Here is a 14,528-nt window from a genome sequence, read left to right as displayed (position 1 = left end):
GCACGGATCGATCTGCGGCCACGGCCTGACGGGGACGGTGTTCGGCGTGGCGCTGCCCGGCCTGCTGCTGGGCGCAGGCTTTGCCCTGGCGATCCTGGCGCAACTGGCGCTTCTGGCGGCGCATTACGCCTGGCCGCACCCGTCATCCGACCTGGTCCGCTTCGTCAGCCGCGCCGGGGGCTGGACGGGTCTGGTCGCCACGATCTGGACGCTTCTGCCGGTCGTGACCATCACGACATGCAGTTGAGGTGCAGCTTTGACTTTGTCGGATCGCGTCACACCCTCAGGAAGCGAAGGCCGGGACCGGCAGAGAAAGTGCAGGCAGGTGCAGGGATGACGACCCCAGGGCGGCGGGCATATGGAAGATGGGGCCTATTCGGCCGCCTCGCCGGCTTCGCCGGCATTGCCCTCCTGTCCGGATGCATCGAGGCGGGGGTCCTCCACCCCGCCGGAGAGGTGACAGCGCGACAACGCGACCACCTGATGACGATCATTCTCTGGATGCTCCCGGTCATCGTGCCGGTGTTCCTGGCCTTGCCGCTCATTGCCTGGCGCTACCGAATTGGCGGGCGGGGCCGCTACTCGTCCAGATGGTCGTTCTCGTGGCCGATGGAGGTTCTGCTCTGGGGCCTGCCCGTCGTCGTGGTGTGCGTGTTGGGGTGGAATCTCTGGCGCCAGACGGTCTCGATGGACCCTTACCGCGCCGTCGGGTCGGGCGAGGTGCTTCGGATCGACGCCATCGCCTATGACTGGAAATGGCTGTTCGTTTACCGCGACGCCGGTGTCGCGTCTGCCGATCGGCTGGTGCTGCCCGTGGGGCGGCCTGTCGAGCTGCGGCTGACCAGCGGGACGGCGCTGCAGGCCTTTTCGGTGCCCCGGCTGGGTGGGCAGATCTACGCGATGCCGGGCATGGCGTCGCGGTTCAACCTGCGGGCCGATGCCGAGGGACAGTTCGCGGGGTTGAACACGCAATACAACGGGGCGCAGTTCGCGCGTCAGCATTTCGTGGCCGAAGCGGTGGCGCCCGCCGCCTTCGACGCTTGGCTCGCCACCGCCCAGGCAGCGCCGCCGCTCGATGCGGGAACGCTCGCCAGGCTGGCCGAACCCGGCGTGCTGGATGCGCCCATGGCCTTCGGCCGCGTCGAGGGCGATCCGTTCGGCGAGACCGTGAAACGGCTGAAGGCGGGTAAGGCGCCGGCTGACGATGGCTGAGCCTGCGCACCCCCTTCTCGGCCTGCTCGACTGGGGCGTCATCGTCTTCGTCGATGCCTGGCGCCAAGGCACATCCAGCGCGGCTGTCGCCGCCACGGCAGGCGGCGTTGCCGTGGCCGGGTTCCTGGCCATGCTCGTGCTGCTGACCGTCAAGGGCTGGTGGCGGCCGCTCTGGCGCGACTGGCTGACAAGCCTCGATCACAAGAAGATCGGCATCATGTACATCGTGCTGGCGCTGGTGATGTTTGCCCGTGCCCTGGCCGAGGCGGTGGTGATGCGCAGCCAGCAGGCGGTGGCGGTGGGCGATCCGGGGTTTCTCTCCGGCGAGCATTTCGGGCAGCTCTTCTCGACCCACGGCTCGATCATGATCTTCTTCATGGCGATGCCCTTCCTGACGGGGCTCATAAACTACGTCATGCCGATCCAGATCGGCGCGCGGGACATGAGCTTTCCGTTCATGAACGCCGTCAGCCTGATGCTGACCGCAGCCGGGGCCGCGCTGGTCATGACCTCGCTGGTGATCGGAAGGTTCTCCACCGGCGGCTGGAGCGGCTACCCGCCCTTCACCGGCATCGACCTCAGCCCGGGTCCCGGCGTCGATTACTGGATCTGGGCGATCACCCTTGCCTCGGTCGGCTCCACGCTGACCGGCATCAACTTTGCCGTGACCCTCTACAAGGAGCGCGCGCCGGGGATGCACCTTATGCGGATGCCGCTGTTCTGCTGGACGGCGCTCTGCACCTCGATCCTGATGGTCTTCTCGATGACGCCGCTGACGCTGGCCACGCTGATGCTCTGGCTCGACCGGCACTTCGGCTTTCACTTCTTCACCGTGGACGCGGGCGGCAACCTGATGAACTACGCCAACCTGTTCTGGCTGTTCGGTCACCCCGAGGTCTACATCCTGATCCTGCCCGCCTTCGGGGTCTGGTCCGAGGTGATCACGACCTTCTCGGGCAAGGCACTCTACGGCTACCGCTCCATGGTCTACGCGACCATGTGCATCGCGGTGCTGTCCTTCACCGTCTGGCTGCACCACTTCTTCACCATGGGGCAGAGCGCGCAGCTCAACGCGGTCTTCGGCATCGCCACCATGGCGATCGGCATCCCCACCGGGGTCAAGGTCTATGACTGGCTGCTGACCATGTGGCGCGGGCGCATCCGCTTCACGGCGCCGATGCTGTTCGCCACCGGCTTCCTGGCGTCCTTCGTGATCGGCGGGGTGACCGGCGTGATCCTGGCCAATCCGACGGTGGATTTCGCCGTGCACAATTCCCTGTTCCTGGTAGCGCATTTCCACAACATGCTCATCCCGGGCCTGCTGTTCGGAATGATCGCGGGGCTGCAGTTCTGGTTCCCCCTCGCCTTCGGGTTCCGGCTGGAGGAACGCTGGGGCATCTTCGCCTTCGCGCTATTCTTCGCCGGCTTCCACCTCGCCTTCATGCCGCTTTACGCAATGGGGCTGATGGGGGCCCCGCGGCGCAGTTCGATGTGGCAGGAGACCGCCTTTTCGCCCTGGCTCGCCGTGGCACTCCTCGGCGCCCTGATGATCGCCGGAGGCTTCATCGCGCTCATCGTCCAGATCGCGCGCAGCGTCCGCCGCCGGTCGGCGCTGGCGGTGCCCGCGGGCGATCCATGGGACGGGCGCAGCCTGGAATGGGCCCTGCCCGCCCCCACGCCGGAATGGAATTTTCCGGTGCAGCCCGAAATCTCCTGCCGCGACGCCTTTCTCGAAGCCAAGCGCGTTGGTGACGCCCACCAGATGCCCGACAGGTTCGAGGATATCGACATGCCGCGCCCCACCGCCATTCCCGCAGCGATCGGCGCTGCGCTCTTCCTGTCCGGCTTCGCCATCGTCTGGCAGATCTGGTGGCTCGCCGGCGCCGGCGCGCTGACGGCACTTGCCGCCTGGATCGCGCGCAGTTTTCAGCGCGAGACGACGCGCACCATCCCCGCCGCCGAGATCGAGCGCGCCCATCGCGACTGGCTCGAAACCCTGCGTCACACCGCCCCGGTGCCGCGCGAACGCGAATCCACCCCCGAGAACCGCGGCCTGGCCGAGGCGCCCGCGCCATGAGCGAGAACAAGGTGCTCCACCCCGGCCTCAACCTCCACGGAACCGACCCCGCCCGTCATTCGCGGGCCGAGACCACCATCTTCGGGTTCTGGGTCTTCCTCATGGCCGACCTCGTTCTCTTCGCGCTGCTGTTGGCAACCTATGGCTCCATGTCGGTGCATGGGGTGGCAGAGGGGCCTGGGCCGGGCGAGCTGTTCGACCTGAAGTTGCCGCTGATCCAGACATTGGCGCTGCTCGCCTCGAGCCTCACCGTGGGACTGGCGATGCTGCATGTGAAATACCGATCCGACCTGCGCGGACTGGCGATCTGGCTGGCGGCAACCGCGCTTCTCGGGCTCGTCTTTCTGGCCCTGGAAGCGCTGGATTTCCACCGCCTCGCAGTGACCGAGAACGCCCCGCCCCAGCGCAGCGGCTTCCTGTCGATCTACTTCCTGCTCACCGGCACGCACTGGCTGCACGTCGCCTGCGGGCTCATCTGGATGGCCGTGCTGGCGATGCAGACGGCGGCCTGGGGCCTCGACTCCCCGGTCAAGCTGCGGCTCCTGCGGCTTGGCCTCTACTGGCACATGCTCGACGTGGTCTGGGTCGCGATCTTCACCTTCGTCTACCTGTTCGGGGCGCTCCAATGACCGAGGACAAGCGCAAATACAAACTTGCCGAGAGCGAGGATCTCGGCAGAAAGGAAGAACTGCGCCGGTATCTGCTCGGCGCGGCATCGACGCTTCTGCTGACCCTCATGTCCTTTGCCGTGGTCGCCTTCGGGGGGGTCGAGCGGACCACCACGCTCATCACCGTATCCGTTCTGGCACTGGCGCAGATCGCCGCGCATTTCCGCTTCTTCCTTCACATCGACCTGTGGAGATCGCACCGCGACGACCTGATGCTGATCCTCTTCACCACGCTCATCATTCTCCTGATGGTCGGTGGCACGACCTGGATCCTGTTCGACCAGTGGTCGCGGATGATGTGAGGCCTGGGCTCAGGCTCCTGACCGGCCCGACCTGATCCGAAATGGCCGACTCCGCTTCCTTTTCGGCCCAGCGTGGAACTCAAGCGCCAGCCTGCCGGTTGAGGCCGTGAGGGAGTAATCCGATAATACATCTCGTGCGCCTCCGTCCCGCCCTCCGGCCCTGCCACGGTGAACGTGCTCCGCCGCTGTCGATCCCGTGACACCGACACAGACAGCACGCCAGACCGGAGCAAGCCGAAATGACACCTGAATTCCTTAAAACATCCCGACGCGCGTTTCTCGGCGGATCGGCCGCAGCCGCCGCGCTTTCCGCCCTCAGCGACGCGGCGCTGGCGCAGCAACAAGAATTGCCGCCCCTCGAAGAATATGAATCCGTCTTCCTCACGCCCGGTGAATGGGCCTTCGTCATGGCCGCGACGGCACGTATCATTCCCTCCGACGGCGACGGCCCCGGCGCGCAGGAAACCCGCGTGCCGGTCTTCATCGACCACCAGCTTGCCGGAGATTTCGGCGCGGCCAGCGACCTTTACATGGAGGAACCCTTCGCGCCCGAGGCCGACGCCAATCTCGGCCCGCAATCGCCACTTGCACCGGCCGGGATCTACCGCGAGGGCATCGCCGCCTTCGACGAATGGTGCCGCGCCGAACAGGGAGCGGCGTTTTCGGAACTGGAAACCGACGCGCAGGACGCAGCGCTTCAGGCCCTGGCCGATGACGAGGTCGGGCTCAGGCCCGAGCTGCGCGAGTTCTGGACGCTGCTTCTGCAGAACACCAAGGAGGGCTATTTCGCCGATCCCCGCCACGGCGGCAACGCCGGGATGCAGGCCTGGGTCTATATCGGGTTCCCCGGCGCGCGGGCGAACTTCCATGAATGGGCCGGGCGCGACGAGGCCTATCCGCTTGGCCCCGTCGACATCGCCGGCGAGAGGGCCTGACCCATGGCCCGGACAGACCCGAAGAAGGACGTCGTCATCGTGGGGCTGGGCTGGACCGGCGCGATCATGGGGATCGAGCTGGCTCAGGAAGGCCTCGACATCCTTGCGCTGGAACGCGGCCCCGACCGCGCGACCGTGCCCGATTTCAAGTATCCGAACGTCATTGATGAGCTGGAATACGGTATCCGCTTCGGCTTCATGCAGAAGCCGAAGAATTCCACCATCACCGTCCGCCGCACCGACGACGAGGTGGCCCAGCCGATGCGCCGCCTCGGGTCGTTTCTGCCCGGTGACGGCGTGGGCGGCGCGGGCATCCACTGGAACGGCCAGACATGGCGCCCAATGGAGAACGAGTATCGCCTGCGCTCCTATGTCGAGGAGGAGTTCGGCGCCGATGCCATCCCCGAGGACATGACGATCCAGGATTGGGGCGTGACGGCGGAGGAGCTGGAACCCTATTTCGACCGCTTCGAGTACATGGCCGGGATTTCCGGGCAGGCCGGCAACATCAACGGCGAGATCATCGAGGGCGGAAACCCGTTCGAGGCGCCGCGCTCGCGCGATTACCCCCTGCCCCCGCTGCAACAGACCGTCGATGCCAAGATGTTCGCCGAGGCCGCGCGCGCCATGGGGTATCACCCTTTCCCGCGCCCGGCCGCCAACGCGTCGGAGGCCTGGACAAACGAATACGGAATGCAGCTTGGCCCCTGCAATTTCTGCGGCTTTTGCGAACGCTACGGCTGTCTCAACTATTCCAAGTCCTCGCCGCAGACCTGTATCCTCGACGCCCTGAAACGCTATCCGAACTTCTCCTACCGGGTGAATTCCGAGGTGCTGCGCGTCGATATGGCCGCCGACGGGCAGACGGCCACCGGCGTCACCTACTGGGACGAGGAAGCGCAGGAAGAGGTCACGCAACCCGCGGACCTGGTGATCCTGGCCGCCTACCAGCTGCACAATGTCCACCTGATGCTGCTGTCGGGCATCGGCGAGCCCTATGACCCCCAGACCGGCGAGGGCGTGACGGGCAAGAACTATTCCTACCAGATGACCGGCGGCACGACCCTGTTCTTCAAGGATGTCGAGTTCAACCCCTTCGCCGGGGCCGGGTCGGTGGGCATGTCGATCGACGATTTCGCCATCAACCAGATCGACTTTGGCGCCGAGGGGTTCATCGGCGGCAGCTATATCACGGCGGGAAACACGAACGGCCAGCCGATCCGCGGCATTGCGCTGCCCGAAGGCACGCCGGAATGGGGCGCCGGATGGAAACAGGGCATCGGCGAATGGTACGGCCACTCGATGAGCATCGGCTCGCACGGGTCCTGCCTTGCCTATCGCGACTGCCATCTCGACCTCGACCCGACCTATACCGACCGGCACGGACGCCCACTGATGCGGATGACCTTCGACTGGAAACCGAACGACATCCGCATGACACAATTCATGAAAGGAAAGATCGAGGAGATCGCACAGTCGATGACCCCCGACAGCTGGCAGTCCAGCTTCAAGGACGAAGGGGCGCGCTATGACATCCGGCCCTACCAGACCACCCACAACGTCGGCGGGTCGATCATGGGCACGGATCCGAACGCGTCGGCCGTGAACCGCTACCTTCAGGCATGGGGCCAGCACAATGTCTTCGTGCTGGGCGCGGGCGCCTTCCCGCAGAACATCCAGTACAATCCGACCGGCGCGGTGGGCGCGCTGGCCTACTGGGCGGCACGGGCGATCCGCGAGGATTACCTGCCGAACCCCGGCCCGCTGGTCTGAGGAGGACATGTGATGAAAACCTTTCTCAAGATCATGCTCGGACTGATCGTTCTGGCGGCCGTCGCTCTCGTGGCCTTCATCGCGATCCCGGTCCAGCGCACGCCGGCCCAGTCCGAGATGCCGGCCGATTGGCGCCCCGAAAAGGGCCAGGGCGAATACGCCATGCGCCTCGCCGATTGCGCCGCCTGCCACACGGCGCCGGACGGCGAGATGTTCGCCGGCGGGCGCGCCATCGAAAGCCCGCTCGGCACGATCTATTCCTCGAACATCACGCCCGACGACGAAACCGGGATCGGCGGATGGAGCCTCGACGCCTTCCGCGCCGCGCTCTATGACGGCGTCCGCCCCGACGGCACCCATCTCTATCCCGCCATGCCCTACGAGAATTACCGCAAGCTGACCGAAGAGGACGTGCGCGCGCTCTACCATTACTTCACCGACGAGGTGGAGCCGATCCGCAACGACACGCGGGAAGCGGACCTTCCCTTCCCCTTCGATCAGCGCTGGACTCTCAGGGGCTGGAAATGGCTGGCCCTCGACGAGCCGGGATTCCGGGCGGATGCCGACGATCCGGTTCTGGCGCGCGGCGAATACATCCTCGAAGGCCCCGGCCATTGCGGCGCCTGCCACACACCGCGCAACGCCATCATGGCCGAGGCGGCCGTCGATGCCTCGGACGAGGCCTTCCTCACCGGGGGCGAGATCGCGGGCTGGACGGCCCCCGCCCTGCGCGGCCCCGGCAGCGCCATAGCCGGGTGGAGCCGGGAGGACCTGGTCGCCATCTTCTCGACCGGGCGCAACGCCCATGCGGCGGTCAACGGCGAGATGCAGCTGGTCATCCGGGATTCCACCCAGTTCATGAGCGAAGACGACCTTGCCGCCATGTCGGCCTTCCTCGTGGGGCTGAACGACGGCGGCACCGCACCGGACCGCCCCGGCGACAGGACCGGGACCGAGGCCCTGATCGCCTCGGCCGACCCGGACATGCCTCTGGGGGCCCGGCTCTACATCGACAATTGCAACGCCTGCCATTTCGCCGACGGGCGCGGCGCCGACGAGGTCTTTCCCGAACTCGACGGCAATGCGCTGGTCACGGCGGAAAGCCCGACGGGCCTGATCTCGATGATCCTGAACGGGTCGGAACTGCCCTCGACGCCCAAGCGTCCCTACAGCCTGCGGATGCCCGGATTTGCAGACCGGCTGACGGACGAGGAGGCGGCGGAACTGGCCAGTTTCGTCCGGCAGGGCTGGTCAAACGACGCCGCGCGCGTCAGTGCGGACGATATCGCCGACCTGCGCGGCGACGCGGACGCCAAGGTCGAGTGACCTGCAACCGCCCGACTGGATGCGCAGGGCCTATTCCTTGCGCATCCACAACCGCGTCACCACCCAAAGCACCACGCCGATCCCGATCAGCACCGCAGCGATGAGATATTGCGCCGGGTCGCGGCCCGTCCATGGGCCGACAAGGAAGGCGCATGTCGCCGCGCCGGCCACGGCCACCCAGACCGGCGTGCGGAAATGCTCGTGATCGACCTTGTCGCGCTTGAGCACCAGCACCGCAATGTTGACGATGGTAAAGACACCCAGCAACAAAAGCGCCGTCGTGCCGCCCAGTTCCGGCACCGCGCCCACGAAGGTGATCAGCCCCGCCGCCAGCAGCGTCGTGAAGATGATCGCCGTCACCGGCGTCTGCCGCGCCCGGTTCACTTTGCCCAGAACGGCAGGCAGCACCCCTTCCTCGCTCATCCCGTAGACGAGTCGACTGGCCATGAGCAGGTTGATCAGCGCGGAATTCCCCACCGCGATCATCGTGATCAGGCCGAAGATCCACGGCGGAAAGCCCGGGGCGCCCGCTTCCACGACCTTCAGAAGCGGCGTGTCACCCTCGGCCAGCTCGTCGATCGGAACGATCGAGATCGCGACAATCGACACCACGAGGTAAAGAATCGCCGCGATGGCCAGCCCGCCCAACAGCATCTTTGGAAAGATGCGGCTCGGCTCCTTGGTCTCCTCGGCCATGTTCACGGAATCCTCGAAACCGACCATGGCAAAGAAGGCCAGCGTGGTGCCTGCGATCACCGGCCAGAAGACGCCGTCCTCGTTGTCTCCGAATTCGAAGGCCTTGCCGATGTCGGCCTCGCCGTTGCCGAACACCATCATGCCGATGACCACGATGATGATCAGCCCGGTCAGTTCGATGCAGGTGAAGACCGCGTTGACCATCACGCTTTCTCCGACGCCGCGCATGTTGATCAGCGCAACCGCGCCGACAAAAGCCAGGCCGATCAGGGTCACCGCCCAGGCTCCAAGCTCCAGACCGAACCCGGTCGAAAAATTCTCGGCAAAGGCACGGGCGGCGGTGGACGAGGATGTCAGGCCAGAAGACATGACCGCGAAGGCTACCAGGAAGGTGACAAAATGGATTCCAAAGGCCTTTTCCGTGTAAAGCGCCGCCCCGGCGGCCTTGGGATATTTCGTGACGAGTTCCAGGTAACTGCAGGCCGTCAGCGTCGCGACGACAAAGGCGACAAGGAAGGGCAGCCAGACGATGCCCCCCACCTCTTCGGCGACTTTCCCGGTCAGGGCGTAGATACCCGTCCCAAGGACGTCGCCCACGATAAACAAAAGAAGCAGGCCGGGGCCGATCGCACGCTTGAGCTTGCCGTTTTCGTCACCCGACCCTTGCGCGGCGTCCTTGGCCGCGTCATCGCTCACGGCAAATCCTCCGCCATCGGCCGCCGCCCATACTTGTCCTGCTCATCTTCCAGAATGCGCCGAACCTCTGCGAGCAATGCCGCGGCCTTGTTGTCGGGTGCGCCATGCTCGGCGCTCTCTGCCGCCAGGTCGGTCAGGACCGAGTTCAGGAAGTTCATCCTTTCGCTCCAGGAATATCCCTCTTCGGCGAGAACCTCTTGCAACTCTTGCGGGGAAATCCAATCTCCATTCCGCGTTCGCAATTGACGGCTGTTTTCCTGCGTCATCACCCGGTTCCTCCTGAAAGGGTAACCGCCTGTGATCGCAGCAGTTCCCGGCAGCGCGCGCCCTGCCCCGATGCGGCGTCTTTCCGCTCAATCCATCCGGACTCCGACCAGGGCGAGGCCGGGACCCTTTTCGAGCAGAGAAACGCTCCCTTGCCGCGAGGACCCCTCGGAACATTATCCGCGCGCATCTGTTGGTCGAATTCATCCCCAGTGTGCTCGAAAGAGGTTCAAATGAACGCCGAAACCGACCCCACGGATCGAAAGCACGGCGACATTTCCACGCCCGGCGAGCGCTCTGGCGCAGCCGGAGCGGCACGCCTGCGCGATCGGATCGACCGCGGCGCGGGCAGCGACAAGGTTGCATTCCAGGACCCCGCCGCTGCGCCGCTGGGCACGGACGACGAAGCGGCGGGAACTCCGCCGAGCGCGGCACAGGTGTCGACGGCCATGCAACAGGAAGCGACCCGATCGCCAAGCGCCGACCGCAAGCCGGGACCGGAGGATAGGCAAGGCGACGGTTCCCGGTGGCGCGCCCGGTGGGTCGTCGCCGGGCTTCTGGCACTGGCGGCCGCGGCAATCGCTTTCATCCTTGCGTGATTGGAACGCGGCGGATCGGCCGGTGATGGACGCCACTTGGCTCTGGAGCGGCGCCGGCATCGCCGCCGGGCTGGCATTGATGGCCGTCAGCCTGCCGCGCGGACCTCTCCGCCGCAGCTACGGCGGCTGGTCGCGCGTGGTGGTATGAGCAGGGTCCGCAAGCCTGCCGCCCGCAGCCGGCGCGGCGCTCTGCCCGGGGCCGGCGATGGTCGTCTGGCTCTGGGGCACGCGATTGTCCCGGCGGGCCGATGGCGTGCTGCTGCCGCGCGCCATCACCCCGCTGCCCGGAATCGCCGCCGCACAGTCTGCCTCGATGGCATCGTCCTGTCGGTCACACTCGGGATGGCGGAGAAACCGACATGACCCACCCCGCGCCCCATGCACTGAGCGATGTTCTCGACAAGCTCGAGCGCTCCGTTTCGGGTGAGGAGATTTCGGTCGAGGACGTGGTCGATACCCTTGGTCACTCTTCCTTCGCCGCGCTGATGCTGGCCTTCTCGCTGGTCTCCACCTCGCCGGCCAGCACCATCCCCGGGATCACCGCCGTGGTGGCGGCGCTGGTCTTCATCCTCGTGGCGCCGATGATGGTGGGGCGAAAGAGCGTCTGGCTGCCGGGTTTCATCACCCGCCGAAGGCTGTCGACCGCGAAGCTCTGCAAGGGCATCCGCTGCCTGCGGCGGCCCGTCCGCCTTGTCGAGCGTTTCCTGAAACCGCGACTGACCTGGCTGTTTCACCGTCCCTGGATGTGGCTGCCACTGACTCTCGTGATGGCGCTCACGTTGTTCATGCCGTTCATGGAGATCGTGCCCACGTCCGGCTCCATCGCTTCGGCCGTCATCGCGCTCTTCGCCGCCAGCCTGTTGACTCGCGACGGCGTGCTGGCACTTGTTTCGCTGGGCCTGCTGTCGATATTGCCCCTGGCGATCTATTACTGGGTCTGACACCAGAGCGGGCAATTCGGCTTTTGCCACCGCGTGAAGGATTGCCGAACCTGTCGTGGTCGATGCGGCGCGACCCTGCCGGACGCTTGGCGCACGGCTCTTGCCGACCGAGCCCGACCCCGCGAACGGTCCCCGCCGCGCTCAAGTATCCGATGGCATTCGTCTCCCGACCAGGCTGACCCCTTGGCCGGCCGTGAACCATCGCCGATCCTCCGACCGTTTCCGACCTGGGCGATGTCATCGCCCCGGTGCCGAAAACGCACCGTGAAACAGGCCCCTACCCGATCCGGTAGTTCGGAGACTCGCGGGTGATCTGCACGTCGTGCACGTGGCTTTCCTTCAGCCCCGCCCCGGTGATCTTGATAAACTCGCAATTGCTGCGCATCTCCTCGACCGTGGCGCAGCCGGTATAGCCCATCGCCGCCCGCAGGCCGCCCACCAGCTGGTGCAGCACCGTGGCCGCACTGCCCTTGTAGGGCACCTGCCCCTCGACGCCCTCGGGCACCAGCTTGTCGCTCGCCGCGTCCTTCTGGAAATACCTGTCGGCGGAGCCGCGGGCCATGGCGGCAAGGCTGCCCATGCCGCGATACGCCTTGAAGCTGCGCCCCTGGTAGAGGATCACCTCGCCGGGTGATTCGTCCGTGCCCGCCAGCATGCTGCCGACCATGGCGCAGGACGCGCCCGCCGCGATCGCCTTGGCGAAATCGCCCGAGAACTTGATGCCGCCATCGGCGATGATCGGCGTGTCGCCCGCCGCCGCCGCGCAATCCATCACCGCGGTCAGCTGCGGCATCCCCACGCCCGCCACCATCCGCGTGGTGCAGATGCTGCCCGGCCCGATGCCGACCTTCACCGCGTCCGCACCGGCGCCGATCAGCGCCCGGGTGGCCTCGGCGGTGGCCACGTTGCCGGCCACGATCTGCACCTCGTTGGACAGTTTCTTGGCCCGCTCCACGGCCTGCGCCACGCCTTCGGAATGGCCATGGGCGGTGTCGATCACCACCATGTCCACGCCCGCGTCGACCAGCGCCTGGGTCCGCTCGAAGCCCGCGTCGCCCACGGTCGAGGCCGCGGCCACGCGCAGCCGGCCCAGCCCGTCCTTGCAGGCGGTCGGGTTCAGCACGGCCTGCTCGGTGTCCTTCAGCGTCAGAAGGCCGGTCAGCTTGCCCTCGGCATTCGTGACCAGCAGTTTCTCGATCCGCCGCGCCTTCATCAGGCTCTTGGCCTCCTCGCGGTCGGCAGGTTCGGTCAAGATCGCCAGGTTGTCGCTGGTCATCATCACGTGCACCGGCGTGTCGTCGCTGGTGGCGAACCGCATGTCGCGGTTGGTCACGATGCCCACCACGTGGCCCTTTTCGTCCACCACCGGAAAGCCGGTGAAGTTGTAGCGCTCGATCAGTTCCTTGGCATCGCCCAGCGTCTGGTCGGCGCGCAGGGTCACCGGGTTGTAGACGATGCCGCTCTCGAACCGCTTGACCCGGCGCACTTCCTTGGCCTGCTCGTCGACCGTCAGGTTGCGGTGAATGACGCCCATGCCGCCCGACTGGGCCATGCAGATCGCCATCCGCCCTTCGGTCACCGTGTCCATCGCGGAACTCAGAAGCGGGATGTTGAGGTCGATCGACCGGGTCACGCGGGTGCGCGTGTCCGCCGTGGTGGGCAGCACGCTGGACTTCGCGGGAACCAGCAGAACATCGTCGAAAGTGAGGGCCTCACGAATCTCCATGGCGCATCTCCTTGGGGTGGCTCGTTTGGCGGTTCCCTATTGCACGCGCCGGAGGGAATGGAAAGGGCCGATTGGCGGGTGCGCGCAGATGACAGGGGGCCGCACCGCCGCGAGATCCCGGATCAAATCCGGGATGCCGCCCGCCACGGCCCCGTAGGGTGGGTGAAAACCCACGCGCCACCCCACTTGCCAATACGTCCCGCGCCAAGCTAGCGTCGCCTCAACCAAAGGACACCGCGCATGAGCACACACGGATACGAAAGCGGCCGGCTCGACCTGCCCTTCGTCGGCATCTCCACCTTCGGAAAACGCCCCTATGTCTCGGACTGGGCCCGGATCGACGCCGACGTGGCCATCCTCGGCGCGCCGTTCGATGCCGGCACCCAATGGCGCTCGGGCGCCCGCTTCGGCCCCCGCGGCGTGCGCGAGGCCTCGACGCTTTTCTCTTTCGGCCATGCCGGCGCCTATGACCACGAGGACGATGCCACCTACCTGCCCGGCGAGGTCAGCATCGTCGATATCGGCGATGCCGACATCGTCCACACCGACACGGTGAAATCCCACGCCAATATCGAGACCGGCGTGCGCGCCATCCTCGCCGCGGGCGCCCTGCCCGTCACCATCGGCGGCGACCATTCCATCAACATCCCCTGCATCAACGCCTTCGACGATCAGGGCGATATCCACATCCTGCAGATCGACGCCCATCTCGATTTTGTCGACGAGCGCCACGGCGTCCGCCACGGCCACGGCAACCCCATGCGCCGCGCCGCCGAAAAGCCCTACGTGACCGGCCTCACTCAGCTCGGCATCCGCAATGTCAGCTCGACCGCCAAGGAAGGCTATGACGACGCCCGGGCGCGCGGCTCGGATATCCTCTCGGTCCGCCAGGTGCGTGCACTGGGGCCGGAGGCCACCGCCGACCGCATCCCCGCGGGCGCCCGCGTCTACATCACCATCGACATCGACGCCTTCTGCCCCTCCATCGCGCCCGGCACCGGCACGCCCAGCCATGGCGGGTTCCTCTATTACGACGTGCTCGAGATCCTGCAACAGGTGGCCCGAAAACACGAGATCGTGGGCATCGACCTCGTCGAAGTGGCCCCGGATTACGATCCGACCGGCTCCACCTCGATCCTCGCCGCGCAGGTGCTTCTGAACCTCTTGGGCTTCATCTTTCACGCCCGCAGCTGACGACCCGCGCCCTTCGGTACACTTTTGGATCACTCGCCAAGCTTGGCGTGACGCAAACTCGTGCCTGTTTTCCACCTAAAGCCATTTTTTCCTTCACATACGCCATTTTCTGCGCAACA

The 14,528-nt window shown here is 66.1% G+C and carries 15 protein-coding genes; 12 read left to right on the top strand and 3 right to left on the bottom strand.

Features of this window, described 5'->3' with window-relative positions:
- The first annotated feature begins 46 nt into the window (after window positions 1–46).
- The 8 genes from KUV49_RS12025 (at window position 47) to KUV49_RS11990 (ending at window position 8,293) form a co-directional block, all read left to right on the top strand.
- Window positions 47–247 carry a hypothetical protein gene (locus KUV49_RS12025; RefSeq protein ID WP_222450154.1) on the top strand — a complete coding sequence of 67 codons (201 nt, stop codon included), beginning with the start codon at window positions 47–49 and terminating at the stop codon, window positions 245–247.
- A 236-nt stretch (window positions 248–483) separates the two neighbouring features.
- Entirely contained in the window at window positions 484–1,212 is a 729-nt protein-coding gene (locus KUV49_RS12020) for a cytochrome c oxidase subunit II (protein WP_222450153.1), read from the top strand.
- On the top strand, window positions 1,205–3,289 hold the full coding sequence (locus KUV49_RS12015; protein ID WP_222450152.1) for a cbb3-type cytochrome c oxidase subunit I: 2,085 nt from the start codon (window positions 1,205–1,207) through the stop codon (window positions 3,287–3,289). The genes KUV49_RS12020 and KUV49_RS12015 overlap by 8 nt, the downstream gene beginning before the upstream one ends.
- Complete coding sequence (locus tag KUV49_RS12010) at window positions 3,286–3,918, top strand: cytochrome c oxidase subunit 3 (protein ID WP_222450151.1); 633 nt, start codon at window positions 3,286–3,288, stop codon at window positions 3,916–3,918. The genes KUV49_RS12015 and KUV49_RS12010 overlap by 4 nt, the downstream gene beginning before the upstream one ends.
- A complete protein-coding gene (locus KUV49_RS12005) occupies window positions 3,915–4,259 on the top strand; it encodes a cytochrome o ubiquinol/quinol oxidase subunit IV (RefSeq protein WP_222450150.1) in 345 nt (114 codons plus the stop codon). The genes KUV49_RS12010 and KUV49_RS12005 overlap by 4 nt, the downstream gene beginning before the upstream one ends.
- A 239-nt stretch (window positions 4,260–4,498) precedes the next feature.
- Window positions 4,499–5,194, top strand: coding sequence for a gluconate 2-dehydrogenase subunit 3 family protein (locus tag KUV49_RS12000; protein ID WP_222450149.1), 696 nt, complete (start codon window positions 4,499–4,501; stop codon window positions 5,192–5,194).
- Window positions 5,195–5,197: 3 nt separating this feature from the next.
- Window positions 5,198–6,967 carry a GMC family oxidoreductase gene (locus KUV49_RS11995; protein ID WP_222450148.1) on the top strand — a complete coding sequence of 590 codons (1,770 nt, stop codon included), beginning with the start codon at window positions 5,198–5,200 and terminating at the stop codon, window positions 6,965–6,967.
- Between the two features lie 12 nt (window positions 6,968–6,979).
- Window positions 6,980–8,293 (top strand): cytochrome c, encoded by a 1,314-nt coding sequence (locus KUV49_RS11990; RefSeq protein ID WP_222450147.1) that lies wholly within the window; start codon window positions 6,980–6,982, stop codon window positions 8,291–8,293.
- Between the two features lie 30 nt (window positions 8,294–8,323).
- Here KUV49_RS11990 and KUV49_RS11985 read toward each other — a convergent pair whose 3' ends face one another.
- The gene (locus KUV49_RS11985) at window positions 8,324–9,685 is read right to left on the bottom strand and encodes an APC family permease (protein ID WP_222450146.1); all 1,362 of its coding nucleotides are present in this window, start codon (window positions 9,683–9,685) and stop codon (window positions 8,324–8,326) included.
- A complete protein-coding gene (locus KUV49_RS11980; RefSeq protein WP_222450145.1) occupies window positions 9,682–9,951 on the bottom strand; it encodes a hypothetical protein in 270 nt (89 codons plus the stop codon). The genes KUV49_RS11985 and KUV49_RS11980 overlap by 4 nt, the downstream gene beginning before the upstream one ends.
- A gap of 231 nt (window positions 9,952–10,182) precedes the next feature.
- On the opposite strand from KUV49_RS11980, the gene KUV49_RS11975 reads away from it, so the two are divergent.
- The 3 genes from KUV49_RS11975 (at window position 10,183) to KUV49_RS11965 (ending at window position 11,489) form a co-directional block, all read left to right on the top strand.
- The gene (locus tag KUV49_RS11975) at window positions 10,183–10,548 is read left to right on the top strand and encodes a hypothetical protein (protein ID WP_222450144.1); all 366 of its coding nucleotides are present in this window, start codon (window positions 10,183–10,185) and stop codon (window positions 10,546–10,548) included.
- The gene (locus KUV49_RS11970) at window positions 10,541–10,696 is read left to right on the top strand and encodes a hypothetical protein (RefSeq protein WP_222450143.1); all 156 of its coding nucleotides are present in this window, start codon (window positions 10,541–10,543) and stop codon (window positions 10,694–10,696) included. The genes KUV49_RS11975 and KUV49_RS11970 overlap by 8 nt, the downstream gene beginning before the upstream one ends.
- A 211-nt stretch (window positions 10,697–10,907) precedes the next feature.
- Window positions 10,908–11,489: an exopolysaccharide biosynthesis protein gene (locus KUV49_RS11965; protein WP_222450142.1), complete on the top strand. Its 582-nt coding sequence runs from the start codon at window positions 10,908–10,910 to the stop codon at window positions 11,487–11,489.
- A gap of 277 nt (window positions 11,490–11,766) precedes the next feature.
- Here the strand turns inward: KUV49_RS11965 and guaB are convergent, their stop codons facing one another.
- On the bottom strand, window positions 11,767–13,215 hold the full coding sequence (gene guaB / locus KUV49_RS11960) for an IMP dehydrogenase (RefSeq protein WP_222450141.1): 1,449 nt from the start codon (window positions 13,213–13,215) through the stop codon (window positions 11,767–11,769).
- Window positions 13,216–13,455: 240 nt separating this feature from the next.
- On the opposite strand from guaB, the gene speB reads away from it, so the two are divergent.
- Window positions 13,456–14,409 carry an agmatinase gene (gene speB, locus KUV49_RS11955; RefSeq protein ID WP_222450140.1) on the top strand — a complete coding sequence of 318 codons (954 nt, stop codon included), beginning with the start codon at window positions 13,456–13,458 and terminating at the stop codon, window positions 14,407–14,409.
- Window positions 14,410–14,528 lie beyond the last annotated feature (119 nt).

The sequence above is a fragment of the Roseovarius atlanticus genome, assembly GCF_019802205.1.
GTDB classification, from domain to species: Bacteria; Pseudomonadota; Alphaproteobacteria; order Rhodobacterales; family Rhodobacteraceae; genus Roseovarius; species Roseovarius atlanticus_A.
This window is presented reverse-complemented; position numbering and strand designations above follow the sequence as displayed.

Excerpts from the sequence above, each read along its gene's own strand:
- KUV49_RS12020 (WP_222450153.1), top strand. The coding sequence starts at position 484 with ATGACGATCATTCTCTGGATGCTCCCGGTCATCGTGCCGGTGTTCCTG.
- KUV49_RS12015 (WP_222450152.1), top strand. The coding sequence starts at position 1,205 with ATGGCTGAGCCTGCGCACCCCCTTCTCGGCCTGCTCGACTGGGGCGTC.
- KUV49_RS12010 (WP_222450151.1), top strand. The coding sequence starts at position 3,286 with ATGAGCGAGAACAAGGTGCTCCACCCCGGCCTCAACCTCCACGGAACC.
- KUV49_RS12005 (WP_222450150.1), top strand. The coding sequence starts at position 3,915 with ATGACCGAGGACAAGCGCAAATACAAACTTGCCGAGAGCGAGGATCTC.
- KUV49_RS12000 (WP_222450149.1), top strand. The coding sequence starts at position 4,499 with ATGACACCTGAATTCCTTAAAACATCCCGACGCGCGTTTCTCGGCGGA.
- KUV49_RS11995 (WP_222450148.1), top strand. The coding sequence starts at position 5,198 with ATGGCCCGGACAGACCCGAAGAAGGACGTCGTCATCGTGGGGCTGGGC.
- KUV49_RS11990 (WP_222450147.1), top strand. The coding sequence starts at position 6,980 with ATGAAAACCTTTCTCAAGATCATGCTCGGACTGATCGTTCTGGCGGCC.
- KUV49_RS11980 (WP_222450145.1), bottom strand. The coding sequence starts at position 9,951 with ATGACGCAGGAAAACAGCCGTCAATTGCGAACGCGGAATGGAGATTGG.
- KUV49_RS11975 (WP_222450144.1), top strand. The coding sequence starts at position 10,183 with ATGAACGCCGAAACCGACCCCACGGATCGAAAGCACGGCGACATTTCC.
- KUV49_RS11965 (WP_222450142.1), top strand. The coding sequence starts at position 10,908 with ATGACCCACCCCGCGCCCCATGCACTGAGCGATGTTCTCGACAAGCTC.
- guaB (WP_222450141.1), bottom strand. The coding sequence starts at position 13,215 with ATGGAGATTCGTGAGGCCCTCACTTTCGACGATGTTCTGCTGGTTCCC.
- speB (WP_222450140.1), top strand. The coding sequence starts at position 13,456 with ATGAGCACACACGGATACGAAAGCGGCCGGCTCGACCTGCCCTTCGTC.